This window comes from Arcicella sp. GW822-FHT02H01, assembly GCF_058802005.1.
Map to the genome: position 1 here is coordinate 2,916,465 of NZ_JBXANT010000001.1, position 14,405 is coordinate 2,930,869.

At 36.9% G+C, this 14,405-nt stretch carries 11 protein-coding genes; 2 read left to right on the forward strand and 9 right to left on the reverse strand.

Annotated elements, in window-relative coordinates; translation table 11 throughout:
* Positions 1-126: 126 nt before the first annotated feature.
* From AC1RNE_RS12405 to AC1RNE_RS12435, 7 genes are all read right to left on the reverse strand, one after another.
* Positions 127-3,264 (reverse strand): efflux RND transporter permease subunit, encoded by a 3,138-nt coding sequence (locus AC1RNE_RS12405; RefSeq protein ID WP_492801263.1) that lies wholly within the window; start codon positions 3,262-3,264, stop codon positions 127-129.
* A complete protein-coding gene (locus tag AC1RNE_RS12410; protein ID WP_323251916.1) occupies positions 3,265-3,567 on the reverse strand; it encodes a DUF190 domain-containing protein in 303 nt (100 codons plus the stop codon). It lies immediately after the preceding gene.
* A gap of 11 nt (positions 3,568-3,578) precedes the next feature.
* Positions 3,579-4,952 carry a magnesium transporter gene (mgtE, locus tag AC1RNE_RS12415; protein ID WP_492801264.1) on the reverse strand — a complete coding sequence of 458 codons (1,374 nt, stop codon included), beginning with the start codon at positions 4,950-4,952 and terminating at the stop codon, positions 3,579-3,581.
* 276 nt (positions 4,953-5,228) lie between these two features.
* Positions 5,229-6,278 carry an efflux RND transporter periplasmic adaptor subunit gene (locus AC1RNE_RS12420; RefSeq protein WP_492801265.1) on the reverse strand — a complete coding sequence of 350 codons (1,050 nt, stop codon included), beginning with the start codon at positions 6,276-6,278 and terminating at the stop codon, positions 5,229-5,231.
* Positions 6,279-6,282: 4 nt separating this feature from the next.
* A complete protein-coding gene (locus tag AC1RNE_RS12425; protein WP_492801266.1) occupies positions 6,283-7,542 on the reverse strand; it encodes a TolC family protein in 1,260 nt (419 codons plus the stop codon).
* A 183-nt stretch (positions 7,543-7,725) separates the two neighbouring features.
* Positions 7,726-9,093: a HAMP domain-containing sensor histidine kinase gene (locus AC1RNE_RS12430; protein ID WP_492801267.1), complete on the reverse strand. Its 1,368-nt coding sequence runs from the start codon at positions 9,091-9,093 to the stop codon at positions 7,726-7,728.
* A complete protein-coding gene (locus AC1RNE_RS12435) occupies positions 9,090-9,770 on the reverse strand; it encodes a response regulator transcription factor (protein ID WP_492801268.1) in 681 nt (226 codons plus the stop codon). The genes AC1RNE_RS12430 and AC1RNE_RS12435 overlap by 4 nt, the downstream gene beginning before the upstream one ends.
* A gap of 386 nt (positions 9,771-10,156) precedes the next feature.
* Here AC1RNE_RS12435 and AC1RNE_RS12440 point away from each other — a divergent pair, with 386 nt between their 5' ends.
* Positions 10,157-10,711: a DUF4833 domain-containing protein gene (locus AC1RNE_RS12440; protein WP_492801269.1), complete on the forward strand. Its 555-nt coding sequence runs from the start codon at positions 10,157-10,159 to the stop codon at positions 10,709-10,711.
* 110 nt (positions 10,712-10,821) lie between these two features.
* On the forward strand, positions 10,822-12,030 hold the full coding sequence (locus AC1RNE_RS12445; protein ID WP_492801270.1) for an NADH-quinone oxidoreductase subunit D: 1,209 nt from the start codon (positions 10,822-10,824) through the stop codon (positions 12,028-12,030).
* A 112-nt stretch (positions 12,031-12,142) separates the two neighbouring features.
* On the opposite strand, the gene prfB is transcribed toward AC1RNE_RS12445, so the two are convergent.
* Both prfB and AC1RNE_RS12455 read right to left on the reverse strand, forming a co-directional pair.
* Positions 12,143-13,217, reverse strand: a protein-coding gene (gene prfB / locus AC1RNE_RS12450) for a peptide chain release factor 2 (RefSeq protein ID WP_492801271.1) whose coding sequence is annotated in 2 segments (ribosomal slippage) — positions 12,143-13,156 and positions 13,158-13,217 — 1,074 coding nt in all. Because the reading frame shifts where the segments join, the coding sequence is not laid out codon by codon here.
* Between the two features lie 176 nt (positions 13,218-13,393).
* Positions 13,394-14,317: a class I SAM-dependent methyltransferase gene (locus AC1RNE_RS12455; RefSeq protein ID WP_492801272.1), complete on the reverse strand. Its 924-nt coding sequence runs from the start codon at positions 14,315-14,317 to the stop codon at positions 13,394-13,396.
* Positions 14,318-14,405: the final 88 nt, after the last annotated feature.

A 14,405-nucleotide genomic window follows, 5' to 3' on the forward strand; every position in this document is an offset into this window, starting at 1 on the left:
TATAAATGGTTAGGTACTCTTATTAAAAGTGATTACGCATTGTTTTAAAAATGAGAGCGTTTTGGTAAACGCTCCCGTATGAATTAATAAAGCAGATTAGGGCATTTTAATATCTTCAAATAATAATTATTCAGCTTCTTCAATAACTTTTATTTTTCTATTTTTTTCTGACCATAAATAAAGTGATGGTAAAATCAATGGTGCAAAAATTAAAGTACTGCTCAAACCACCGATGATAACCGTTGCCAAAGGCCGTTGTACATCTGAACCAATTCCTGATGAAATAGCCGCTGGTACAAGACCAATAATAGCAACTACTAAAATGGATAATAATGCTCTTAATTGTTCTTTTGATGATACCAACACATTTTGCTGTAACTCGGCATCATTATATCCTTTCGCTCGATTAATGGCTGATACTAATAAAACCCCTGCCATTACTGAAATACCAAAAATACTTACGAAACCAACTCCTGCCGAAACGTTAAAGTAGTATCCTCGTATTAATAAGGCGACGATACCTCCACCCAAAGCAAACAAAATACAACTCATTGTTACCAAAGTATTAGGCAAATTCTTGAATAACATAAACAAGAAAAGAAAAACCAATAGTATTGTTAACGGAATCGTGAAAGCCAATTGCTTGCCTGCACGTTCAAGGTTTTCGTACTGACCACCATAAATTATTTGGTAACCCTTTGGTACGTGTACTTTGGCATCAATCTTATCTTGTAACTCTTTCACAAAACTACCTTGGTCTCTGCCTTTGATATTTGTACGAACAGTTACCATCCTTTTGCTTCCGTAACGATAAATATTCGTTTGACCTTCTACAAAGTGTATATCTGCTAATTGACTCATGGGAATTAACGAACCATTTGCCGAGGGTACTAAAATATCTTTGATAGCATCGATTGAATTACGGAACTGTGGTAAAAAGCGAACAACGATATCATAACGTTTTGTACCATCATATAAAGTTGAAATTGCTTTGCCTCCAATCGCCGCTTCAATCATATTTTGTATATCAGCAATATTTATGCCAAAACGTGCGGCGGACTCACGATTTATATTAATTGCTAGTTGGTCTTGTGGTCCTTCTTGCTCTATGTTAACATTATCAGCACCAGTAGTTTGCTTTACAATGACCGCAATGCTATCCGCTTTTTGACGCATCATCTTCAAATCATCCCCTACGACGGAAATAGCGAGGTCTGCGGCACTACCTGTTACGATTTCCATCACCTGATCAATAATAGGCTGACCAGAAGAAAAAGATACAGAAGGTAATTGTTGCTGAAGGTCATTTTTTATTTTATCAACCAATTCTTTTTTAGAAATAGTCTTACTCCAAAGACTATAATCCTTCAATCCTACCAAAATTTCATTTCTATTCGCAGGAAATGGATCTGTTCCGTCGTCGTTTCTACCTGTTTGTGTAATTACAAAAGCAATTTGCGGATACTTCGCAATGATACTTCTGATTTTAGGAGCATAACTTGCGTTTTCTTGTATGGTAATACCTGCGGGAAAATTCCCTCTTAAGAAGATAGAGCCTTCATCCAAGCTCGGTAAGAATTCCGTGCCTAGTTTCAATCCACATAAGATAAAAGTTGCTACAATGGTAAAGCCTACGATTACTGTTCTTTTATAGTGCTTTAGCAATTTTACTAATACATTGCCATAGTGTTTAGACAGAAAATCCAACACATAATTTTTGTGTTCTTTCATTGGCTTTTCAAAATCTGCCAATGCTTTTTTATAGCTGAAAGAAATTAGTACTGGAATAAACGTAAGTGCCGCCAACATCGAACCTATTACTGCAAATGCCAAGGTTAGGGCCATTGGTGAAAATAACTTGCCTTCTACACGAGTCATCAATAAAATAGGCATATACGCCAAAATGATGATAGTAACAGAAAAGAAAATTTCGCGACCTACCTCTTGAGCAGAAAGCAAGGTAATTTTGATGATTCCTTGTTTCTTTTCTTCAACCGTGGCTGTTCGATACCTTCTGATTAAATGTTCTGCCATCAAACAGGCACCATCTACAATAATTCCAAAGTCGATAGCACCCAATGAAAGTAAATTGGCAGGAATGCCCGTCAAACGCATTAATATAAACGCAAACAATAATGAGAAAGGAATCGTCAATGCTACGACAAAAGCACTACGGACACTTCCTAAGAAAAATATCAATAGAATCACTACGATAGAGATTCCCTCAAAAAGAGTATGTGCTACGGTCTCCAACGAATGGTCAATCAAGAAACTGCGGTCGTATAAGGGACGTAAATGCACGCCTTCTGGCAATTCGCTTGCTTGCAAATCCGCCATTTTTTCTTTCAACAGTTTCAATACTTCGCTTGGGTTTTCGTAACGTCTTAATAAAATGATGCCTTCTACGCCACTATTTACATCAAGCTTATCTTTGGTAACGGTATAACCCAAAACACCACTGGCGGGTGGCGGAGTAATCTCCACAGTAGCCACATCTCGGATAAATACAGGCATCCCGTTATCCGATTTCAACACGATATTTTGAATATCCTGTTCGTTTTTAATAGCTCCCAAGCCTCTTACGGCAAAACCTTGTCCACCACGGGCCAAGATGTTTCCTCCTGTGTTTTGGTTATTTACATTTACTGCATCAGTAACATTTTGTAATGTAAGGTTATACTTTCTTAACTTTTCAGGTGAAGTAATGATATGGTATTGTTTCAGCGGACCACCAAAAGTTACTACGTCTGCAATGCCCGGTACTTGCAATAGGGCAGGTTTAATCACCCAGTCTTGTAAATCTCTTAATTGAGTCTGGCTGAAATTAGCGGGAGCTTCTACCACATAACGGTAAATTTCTCCAACAGCCGTACTCATTGGTGCTAGCTCTGGACTTACGCCAGCAGGCAAAGCAGCGCTACTTAATCGCTCGATTACTTGCTGACGAGCGAAATAATCATCTGTACCATCTTTGAAAGTCAGTTGCACAACAGATAACCCAAAAATAGTACGACTCCTACGATCTAATACATTGGGTGTATTCTGTAAGGCACGTTCTATCGGTACAGTTACTTGTTGCTCTACTTCTTCGGCTGCTCTACCATCATACTGTGCTACTACAATTACACACGTGTCAGCAATGTCTGGATAGGCTTCTATTTTTAATTGTGTAAAGCACCAATAGCCAACAGCCATCAATACTGTACTTATCGCAATAACAATCCAGCGATTGCGAAGGCTGAATACTAACAAGTTCTTAATCATCTATTTCCACTGTTCAACTGGGTTGGTAATAATAAATCCGCTTTTTACTTCTACTCTAAGAGCCGTTAAAACCGCTCTCACTTTTGCTGTTTCATCGATGAACGTAATCATGATGGGGGTTTCGTCGAAGCTAAATAAATCGTTTGGACGATTGAAATGCTTGTTGGAGCCAAAGCCCGAAATGCCTTTAAAAACAGTTAATCCTTGTATTTTTTGGGCAATCAAGAATTGGATGATGAACTCATGCAGTGATTTTGTGCCAAAGAGTTCGTCCTCGTCGATATAAATCTGAGCTTGTAGCATAGTGTTTTTAATTAAAGCAACGTTCCTTTTAATAGGAAAGCAGCAATGCTGAAATAAATGATAAGTCCTGTTACATCTACCAAAGTAGCGACAAAAGGTGCAGAGGAGGTGGCAGGGTCAAAGCCTAATTTCTTTAAAGCAATCGGTATCATCGAACCGCTCAATGTTCCCCACATCACAATGCCAATCAGCGAGAAAAATATTGTGGTGGCTACTAATAAATAATGTTCAGAATAATTAAACCAATGAAGGTGTTGCCAAAGGACAATTCTGAGAAAACCAATAGCACCAAGGATAATTCCTAATACAATACCCGACGAAAATTCTCTTTTCATCACAAACCACCAGTCACTAAAAGAAATCTCTTTTAAAGCCATTGCTCGAATAATGAGTGTTGCTGCTTGTGAACCACTGTTGCCTCCGCTTGAAATAATCAAAGGAATGAAAAGGGCTAATACCACTGCTTTGGAAATTTCTTCATCGAAATAACCCATTGCCGATGCCGTCAACATTTCACTTAGGAAAAGTACAATCAACCAACCAGCCCTTTTTTTGATAAGCGTGAGTATCGGCGTTTTTACATACGGGAAATCTAATGATTCTAAACCCCCGAATTTCTGAATATCTTCTGTGTCTCTTTGTTCTGCAAAATCCAGCACATCATCGGCTGTTAATACGCCAATCAAAACATTTTTATCACCCACTACTGGCAATACGTCGCGGTCATATTCTTTAAACTTATCAATGGCTATTTCCTTTGTATCTTCAATATTGAGGCTTACACAAAAACCATCAAGAATGCTTTCAATAGATTTGTAGGATTCATTTAACACCAATTTGCGAATAGGAATATCATCTACCAGTCTGCCTTCTTCATCAATCACATATATTACATTGGCCGCTTCTGTATCGTTGGGATTCCCTCTTAGATGTTCAATCGCTTCGCCCACAGTCATGTATCTTGAAATCGTAGAAAACTCTGTGTTAATTAAGCGAGCAATGCTGTTGGTAGGATATCCAAAAAAATCATGTGTTTCAACCCGATTTTTCTCTGAGAGATATTCAAGGAAATGAGATTGTTCTATTCCTACCAATTTTGAGAAGAATTCAAAACGGTCATCCGAAGGTAAATTATTAAGGATGACAGAAGCCTTTTCTTTAGAAATCCCTTTGATGATTTGTAACTGCCAGTCGAAAGTAAGGTAGGCAAATACTTTAGCTTGCGAGCCTTTGGGTAGAGAAATCAAAGACTGTGTGGCAACCTCTAATGGTAAAGAGCCAATAAGGATTGCTACATCGTTGGGATGCACAAAATTTTTGTCGCTATCCAAGCCCAACAATGTGCTGAAATCGCCTTTTAAAATTTTTGCTCTTACATCTTTCATTTTGTATATGGTAAGCTTTAATATGCTTTCGGTCGTCGGATTTCAGCTATCAGTTTTAATTGGTTGTCAACACTAGCTTTCACGTTATAGTTATATAGCTCTTTTAAGAACATGATTCTCAAAATTATTTATTATCACTAGCGAGGGACTTAAGTCCCTCGCTAGTGATAAGCTTTGGACTTTTCATTGCCGAAATAACGCTAATAAGAGCTGGAATACATCAAAACTCAACTCTTTAATCTTCCATCTTAAAGTCCCTCAATCCTAAAGTCTTTCCTAATATCCAAAACTCAATCCTTTCAACTGCATTACACCTTTTACCGCAATGCTTTCGCCATTATTCAGTCCACTAAAAATGATAATTCTATCACCTATCTGATTTCCAATACTTACCTCTCTTCTGTCAAAAGTATTCCCATCATTTTTTACAAAAACATAGGTTTTCCCTTGAACCGTTACTAATGCATTTTTATTAACATTAATATGAGCCCCTTCGCTTACGCCAAATGAAACAGTAGCAAACATTCCTGCCTTCAATTTTTGGTTAGGATTATTTAGGCTAACTCTCAGTTTCACCATTCTTGTCGACTCGTCAATTACATCAGCTACTTCTTCTATTTTACCAGTAAACTTTTCGGTAGGGAAAGCCGTAAATTGTAATGTACAACTTCCACCTTCTTTAATTTTACTAATCTGATTTTCAGGAATATCACAAATGATAAATGCCTTTCCTGCTGAAGCCTTTCTCAAAGCCTCTGGATTAAAACCACCTGTTTTTAACTTAGTTTCATGTTCAATAATGGCTGTTTTTTCGTTGGCTAAATCATTTTGAACAATCGCTAATTCTGTTTCTGCACTTAATAAATCTACCTGAGCATTGGCTACATCTTTTCCAGTACCTGCACCGTTTTTTAGCAAATCTTCAAATCTATTTACTTCCACATTCTTGCGTGCGATAACTGTTTTCTTTTGCTGAATAATGGTAGCTTTTTGTTTGATATTTTGTAAATGTTGTAGTAACGACGTATAGTTGGTTGCTAAATCAGAATTTTCAAATAAGATAATATTCTGAGAAGCTCCCTCTTGTGAAGACACCACCGTAGCCGAAACTTTAGCAGGCGCTGTTACTTCATCATTTAGCGAAGAGCTACCTAAGGTTTCCGTAGCAAAAAAGCTCATGCTTGCCGTAGTTGGGAAAACGATTTTGCTACCATTCTCCTGCACTTTTGGCAATACATCTACTTTCTTAACGCCTTGATTTTCTTTTCCTCCGCAAGCAGCAAGGAACCAAACAGAAAACAGTGTTATTTTTAAGGTATTTTTCATCGTCTTATTGAGCCATTTGATTAATTAAACCAGAAGCATACAGCAATTGAATATAGCTTTGGCGGTATAGTTGTAATGTATCGTAATATTGTTGCTGAGTATCTAACCAACTGCGTTGGGCTTCCAGATAATCTACAATGGTTGTTCCTCCGTGTAAGTAAGAATATTTTACGCTACTCAGAATATTCTCAGACTTTGTTAGCAAATCTTTAAACTGCTCAATATTCTGTTTTTGTACTTGATAAGCATTATAAGCCGTATAAATTTCTGTTTGAATCTGGCTTTGTGTTGCCTGCAAACCTTTTTCAGCTTGTTGCTTTTGTAAATACGACTTTTTGATTTCGCCCTGATTCCTAGCAAAAAAAGGAATATCTATTGAGCCGAAAAAGCCAACATAAGGAACCGTATTTTGTGGGTTGTATATTGCTCCTAAAGTAGGCTGTGGAATAGCCAGTGATTTTTGTAATTTAATATTACTTTCTGCTACCTGAATACTTGCCTGATACGCCTGAATATCACTTCTATTGCCTAATGCTTGCTGTAAGAGAGCGTTTAATTGAGGCGAGAATGTAAATAGAAAATTATCATTTACATCAATCTCAATATTATCTTGGGTACCTAATAAAAATTTTAAATTGGATAATTCATTTTGATACACTTGCTCGTTTGATTTGACTTGTAAGGCATATTGATTAGCCAACAATTCAGTTCTAGCAAGGTCGGTTGATGTAATTACTTCTTTACCAAGTCTGATTTTATTGATACTCACCAAACTATCGGTATTGTTTTTAGCAATTCTCAGAATCCCTAATTGTTTGTGGGCAATCCAAACATCTAGCCACTTCATCGCTACATCTTGCAAAACATTGCGTTCAGTTTCTGCAAAAGCTTTCTGAGAAAGGACAGCATTTTTCTGAGCAAAGTCTATTTTGGCTTGTCGTTGTGCAGGTAACTGAACTACTTTAGTCAATTGCCACCAAACTTGTCGGTTTTGTGCACTTGCCAAATCTGTATTGGCAGGGTACAAAGACGGGCGAGTTAAAACAAGTGTCTGATTGTTCAAATTCGGATTAGGACGAAGCTTTGAACTAATAATGTCTGATTCTGCAATACCAATATTCAACTGTTGCGTATTCAGCACAGGATTGTTTGCTTTTGCCGTTTGCAAGGCTTTTTGTAAAGTATAAATTTCTTGTGCTATGGATGAAAAGCATCCTAGTACAAGAAGACAAATAATTATGGGAATTTCTCGAAGCCGCATCATCTTATTAATCTTTGATTGTGCGGTAAAATTGGGTTATTTAGCGGAGAATGTTAGTTAGAGGGTTTTTAGAAAATTATTAGAAAATCATTAGAAAATGAAGGTAGGTACTAATGCCATTTGTACTTATCCAAGTATTTCACATTTTCCAGAAAAGGGCGTATGCAATACGCCCCTACAGGGATATTAAAGATGTGGAAATTCAAGGGTGAAATGTGTTCCTTTTCCTACTTGAGAGGTAACAGCAATTTCGCCATCGTGTAGCTTTACAATCTTTTGGGTAAGCGATAACCCAATGCCATGCCCTTCACTATATTTTTTGTTACTACCTCTATAGAAAGGCGTGAAAATTTGAGAGAGTTCTTCTTCAGGAATGCCGATACCTTCGTCTGAAAAGTGTAGTAACACTTTTTCATTTTGCACCGAAATAGATACCACACTCTTTTTGTTTGCTGAAAACTTACAAGCATTTTCGAAAAGGTTTGCAAAAGCTACTTTTAGCAGATATTCATTACCATTGATAGAAATCTCATCGTCATTTTCTACTTCATTTTCATACAAAATGTCAATCAGATAGCTAGGATTCTTTCGCTGTACTTGTTGGCGTGCATCCAATAGAATTTCGTCTAAACGAATTTCTTTAAATGAAATTTCCGAAGGGTCATAGCTCGCTTTGGCAAAGTCTAATAAACTGGTTGAAAGCCTTGCTAATTTCTGAGCATCCGTTAATACATTCTCTATAACGATTTGATAATCAGCAATACTTCTTTCTTTATGAGTCGAAAGCTCCAATTCGGTAATTATCGAGGCCAGAGGTGTTCGGAGCTCGTGTGAAATATTAGAAACAAATTGTTTTTGAGCATCAAATGATTTTTCCAGACGGTCGAGCATTTCATTGAAAGTGCTAGAAAGTTCTGCCAATTCATCTTTGCCGATACTATTATTCAAGCGTAAATCTAAATTAGAAGCCGTAATACTTTTTACTTTATAGACAATTTCGGTAACGGGGGACAACGCTTTTTTAGAGAAAAAACGTCCTGTAGCATAAATAAAGATAATAGAACAGATAAAAATAATAAGGATGGTATTTCGAAGGTTCTGCAACTTTTTATAACCGAATTGGTCATAAGCTGCTGCCATAATGATGTAGTCTTTTTTATCCACATGAAAAAGTAGCCCGATTACCTGCCAATCTTTTTGATAAAAACGCACTTCATTTTTCTTCCTAATTTCATCAATCATTTGTTCGGTTTCCTTCACAAAGTCAATATCTAAAGCATCATGATAGCGTAGTTGGAAAGTAGTATCATAAATGGCTACTTCTACTTCATTAATGGTTTCGCGGTTGTTTTTATAAATTTTTTGTAGTGTTGCAGTGTCTACTTTGGCAGTAAAGAAAAGATTAGCCTTTGTAATACCTTCTTTTTTGAGGCGATTATAAAACTCAGTTTCTCGATTTTGATAAGCAGCATAATATACCAAAGCCGCAAAAAGCAATAGGATTGCCGCTGTGAGCAACGTAAAAAGTAAACTAAGCCTTTCTCTGATTTTCATTCTTCCTTAAAGATAAAACCCATTCCAGATTTTGTATGAATGAGCTTGGGTTCAAAGTCTTTGTCAATCTTTTTGCGTAAATAGTTAATATATACATCGATAAAATTAGTACCTGTATCAAAATGTGTATCCCAAACTTTCTCGGCAATTTCAGTTCTGCTCAAAATCCTTTCTGCATTTCGCATCATATATTCCAGCAGCTTAAATTCTTTGGGCGTAAGGGTAATATCTATTCCCGAACGACTGACGGTTTTGGTCTGATTATTCAGTTCCAAATTAGTATATTTTAAGATAAAACCTTGATGACCCGTTTTACTACTTTGGCGTTTGGTCAAAGCTCTGATACGAACATGAAGTTCTCGGAAGTCAAAAGGTTTTACCAGATAATCATCTGCTCCAGCATCAAAACCCTCTACTTTATCATCCGTCGTTCCCAAAGCCGTTAGCATAATAATTAACGTATTGGGTTTGGCAGTACGAATATCTTTACAAAGCTCTAATCCATTAAGTTTTGGGAGAATAATATCGGTAATGATTAAATCATAGTCGTTTTGTAAAGCCAGCTTTTTACCCATCATACCGTCATAAGCAAGCGTTACGGTATAATCGTTTTCTTCTAATCCTCGTTTTACCAAAGAGGCTATTCGTTCGTCGTCTTCAATAATGAGAATGTTCATGCCTTATTATTTGCTGTATTGTTTCTGTTGGGAATAATACAAATTTAGATGAATTATTGAATGGGAATCTTGTTAGAAGCTGAATCTGCTAAAAATACAAATTTCCTTGCTGGTTTAAATATTTTTTAAACCTCATGACTAATAAATTACCGTTTACTCATTTATGTGTTTTTGAAACAACAAAATTGAAATTCTTTCGTAGAAAATGAAGCAAATTCCTTTTTATGGAACAAAAATCTTGAGAAGCTTTGTTACCTTTGAGCCTCCCAATTTACAAATGTTCTTTTTAAGGGTATTAAATTGGCTTGAAGCAATCAACAAGATATTTTAACTGCTTGTTCTCTGGTTTTTCAACATAAAAATTGGGAGAAACAATAACATTAACAATGCGATTTTCAAAAACAATTATCCTCATTTCTATTCTATTTGTATTCAATAGTTTAGCACAAAAAAATAAGACGGTTGCTTCAAACGATGTATTCCCGACTCCTCCAGATTCAGACATTCGTTTGTTTTATATTCAGCGAAGTTCTAATGCCAATACGGTAGTATATGATGCTAACTTAATGGCGGATAAAAAATTGAATCCTAAAAGTCCTGTACATACTTATTGGATAAAATATGCCGAAGGCGGACATAAACAAGAGCTAACATCTATTCAGCGTACGCTTGCTTATGGTTTACATACTAAAGAAGTAGCCACAGAAAAGGGAAGCTATGACGGACATTTTTTGGCTTATCGAAAAAGGAAGTTTGTGGTAAAAATCACGCCCGAAGGAGAACCTGTAGCATTATTCCCGATTAATGGTAAAATGCAAATTCTTAAAAAAGTATTTGTTAAAGTAGACGAAAGTGGCATGATGCCTTCTGTAGTTTATATCGAACTTTGGGGTAAAGATGTAGCTACAGGCAAAGAAATATACGAGAAATTTAAACCATAATTTTTGAGTGATGAGTTGTGAGTGATGAATGAGGAGTAATATTGTAAAATTCACTCACCACTCTGCACTCAAAACTCATCACTTAAAAAACTCACAACTCAACACTTAATATGGTACAGTATCAATACAAGCCCGAAAATTTTCGTCTTTCTGATTCAAACAAACACCAATTAAAGGATTTGAAGTCGGAAGAGATGATTTTATCACTTGGCCCTCAGCACCCATCTACACATGGGGTTTTGAGGATGGAAGTGGTATCTGACGGTGAGCTTGTCGTAGATGTTGTGCCACATTTGGGTTATTTGCATCGTTGCTTTGAAAAGCATGCGGAGGCTTTGCCATTCAATCAAATCATTCCTTATGTAGATAGAATGGACTATTTGGCTGCTATGAATTCAGAACATGCCTATGTAATGGGTGTAGAAAAACTCTTGGATTTGGAAGGTAAACTGCCTAAACGCATCGAATATATCCGTGTATTAGTAGCCGAACTCAACCGCCTAGCCTCGCACTTTGTGGCTGTGGGTACTTATGGATTAGATATCGGGGCATACACAGCTTTTTTATGGGTAATGCGCGACCGCGAGCATATTCAACGACTATTAGAATGGATAACAGGGGCAAGGATGCTCTATAATTATATTTGGGTAGGAGGGTTGTTTTACGATTTACCCGTAGGTTTTGAAGAACGTTGTTTAGAATTTGTCAATTACCTGAAACCTAAAATGGTTGAGCTACGGGAGTTGATTATTGAAAACAAAATCTTTATCCAACGAACAGCCAATGTAGGCGTATTGCCAATGGCTTTGGCAATCAATTATGGATGTACAGGACCAGTGTTAAGAGGTTCAGGATTGAAAGTAGATTTACGAAAAGTAGATGGCTATTCGGTGTATCCAGAATTAGAATTTGATATTCCTGTTGGTAAAGGAGAAATGGGAACCGTAGGCGACTGTTGGGATAGAAACTATGTAAGGGTATTAGAATGTGATGAATCAATCAAGATAATTGAACAATGTTTGATTCAGCTTACTAATGACCATAAACGCACTACCGAGTTCAATCCACAAGCCTTAGTACCTAAAAAGATTCGTCCGCAAGCGATGGATTTATATGTTCGTGCTGAAAACCCGAAAGGAGAATTAGGTTTCTTTTTCCGTACGGATGGACGTTCGGATATTCCTGTGCGCTTAAAAGCAAGAGCTTGTTCGCTACATAACTTATCAATCATTCCAGAAATTAGCCGTGGAGCCATGCTAGCAGACTTAGTAGCTATCATTGGCTCAATGGATTTGGTAATGGGAGAAGTAGATAGATAAAAAAAACGGTAACCGCAAGGGTTACCGCTACAGCTATTTTGATTTTGTATTAGATTGTAATTTTTTTCACAACCTACATCTTGTGTCTAATATCTTACGTCTTTTTATCTCATCAAGCTTCCATCAAATAAGCCTTAATAAACTCATTGATTTCGCCATTCAGAACAGCATCAGTATTAGATGTTTGATAATTTGTTCTATGGTCTTTTACACGACGGTCGTCCAACACATAACTTCTGATTTGTGAACCCCACTCAATTTTCTTTTTACCTGCTTCTACCTCCGCACGAGCAGCATTCCGTTTATCAATTTCTATCTGATAAAGCTTAGATTTCAAGAGTCTTAAAGCAACTTCCTTATTCATCAACTGTGAACGTTCTTGTTGGCAAGCAATGATAATTCCCGAAGGTCTGTGTGTCAAACGAACGGCTGTTTCTACCTTGTTTACGTTTTGGCCACCAGCACCGCCTGAACGGAAAGTATCCCAATCAATGTCTGCTGGGTTTACTTCAATCTCGATAGAATCATCTGCTAAAGGATACACATAGACCGATGCAAATGATGTATGACGACGAGCGTTGGAATCGAAAGGTGAAATTCTTACCAAACGATGTACGCCGTTTTCAGATTTTAAATTTCCGTAGGCAAACTCCCCATCAATTTCTAACGTAACAGATTTTATACCCGCTACATCGCCATCATTATGGTCAGCTTCTTTTACTTTAAAGCCATTCTTTTCTGCCCACATAATATACATACGCATCAGCATACTTGCCCAATCCTGCGACTCTGTTCCACCTGCACCTGCGTTAATTTCTAGTACTGCCGACATGCTATCACCTTCTTCCGACATCATTTTGCGGAATTCTAGTTCAGCTAGTTTTGCTTCTAGTTTTTCCCCTTCGGCATCTACCTCCGCTTCGGTAGCCTCACCCATTTCGTAGAATTCCCAGATAGTATCAAGGTCGCCTACGTAAGTATTTAGCTGGTCGAAACCCAATGTCCAGAACTTCAAACCCCTAATTTTTTGCATCGTCGATTCTGCTTTTTTTGAATCCGACCAAAAATTGGGGTCAAGCGTAATTACTTCTAACTCCTCAATTTGGAATTTCTTATTATCGTAGTCAAAGATACCCCCTCAAAGCCTCTACTTTGGCTTTCAGGTCATTGAACCTGTCTTTTGTCATGCGTTAAAATAAATTTATTTTGTTAATGCCAAGCCTAACTATTGTTCGATAAAACATCGTGTTACCTAAAATAGATAGAATCTTTCATTTACAAAGATAGCTAGAAAAACAAAGCCCTCTAAATTTTTGACTTAGAAGGCTTTGTCGAAAGGGCTTCTCGCTGTGCAAGAAAGCATCTATAAGTAAGGATTCTTCGGAAATTCATAATATAAATATCCTTCATTTTTTAGATTATTAATCGTTTCCTGAGTAGGCAATGTTTTAAAAATAACGGCACTTAATACTTGATAAGGCAAAACTCCTAGTTTGCACAAAAAATTATCTCGACGAAGTTTAGATTGAATTTTACGAAAAGCCTCCGAATTGTTATTGGCAATTTCTGTATCAAGTCCTGCTTTCCAATATGAATTATTAATACCTTTAAAAGCAATAGCTGGTAAGTTCATGCCCATCGCTATTTTTTCCATTTCTCTGTCCGATAATTTGAATACATAATTACCTACTTCTTCAAAAGAATAGCGATTTTTCCAGTATTTCTGTAAAATGGTAGGGTCGAAACGGTCGAGGATATTTTTAACAGCCAGCATCAAAGGCATTTTTGTTAAGGGGTCTTGTGGCTCGGTTAAAATAATGGCTTTTCTTGCCACTCTAATCATTTCGTAAACACCTAAATATGCCCTAGGGAAATGGTGATAGGCCTCTTTACAAAAGACATAATCAAATGAATTGTCTTCAAAAGTTAATTTTTCAACATTTTCAACCGAAAAATCATCAATCAGGTGGAGGTCTTTTACTAAAGGTAGAAAAGCTCCGCCAATATCCGTAGCCATCACTGTACAGCCTTTTCGCTTAAAATAATTAGCATCAAAACCGTAGCCGTCGCCCACGGTAAGCCAGCTTTCGCCTGAATTAATTAATGGGTTGGCTAATTCAAATAATCTTTCGTGGAGCCAATAATCAATGGTATTGTCTTCTATACTTTTTTGCCATTTACGAATCGTATTCAAACGCTTTTCTTGATCGGGATACTGTTTGGCAAACCAAGATTCATGAGATAAATAACTTGTTTCTTCAAAAGTTTTTTTTGAAATATTTTCCATTGCTCTAAATAGGGAATCAAAAAATAGTGTTTTTCGTTAGACTAATGTACAGCAAAAATCTTATGATAGCGTATTTTTTTGTCAACAA

Excerpts from the sequence above, each read along its gene's own strand:
- AC1RNE_RS12445 (WP_492801270.1), top strand. The coding sequence starts at position 10,822 with ATGGTACAGTATCAATACAAGCCCGAAAATTTTCGTCTTTCTGATTCA.
- AC1RNE_RS12440 (WP_492801269.1), top strand. The coding sequence starts at position 10,157 with ATGCGATTTTCAAAAACAATTATCCTCATTTCTATTCTATTTGTATTC.
- AC1RNE_RS12420 (WP_492801265.1), bottom strand. The coding sequence starts at position 6,278 with ATGAAAAATACCTTAAAAATAACACTGTTTTCTGTTTGGTTCCTTGCT.
- AC1RNE_RS12435 (WP_492801268.1), bottom strand. The coding sequence starts at position 9,770 with ATGAACATTCTCATTATTGAAGACGACGAACGAATAGCCTCTTTGGTA.
- AC1RNE_RS12430 (WP_492801267.1), bottom strand. The coding sequence starts at position 9,093 with ATGAAAATCAGAGAAAGGCTTAGTTTACTTTTTACGTTGCTCACAGCG.
- AC1RNE_RS12405 (WP_492801263.1), bottom strand. The coding sequence starts at position 3,264 with ATGATTAAGAACTTGTTAGTATTCAGCCTTCGCAATCGCTGGATTGTT.
- AC1RNE_RS12425 (WP_492801266.1), bottom strand. The coding sequence starts at position 7,542 with ATGATGCGGCTTCGAGAAATTCCCATAATTATTTGTCTTCTTGTACTA.
- AC1RNE_RS12455 (WP_492801272.1), bottom strand. The coding sequence starts at position 14,317 with ATGGAAAATATTTCAAAAAAAACTTTTGAAGAAACAAGTTATTTATCT.
- AC1RNE_RS12410 (WP_323251916.1), bottom strand. The coding sequence starts at position 3,567 with ATGCTACAAGCTCAGATTTATATCGACGAGGACGAACTCTTTGGCACA.
- mgtE (WP_492801264.1), bottom strand. The coding sequence starts at position 4,952 with ATGAAAGATGTAAGAGCAAAAATTTTAAAAGGCGATTTCAGCACATTG.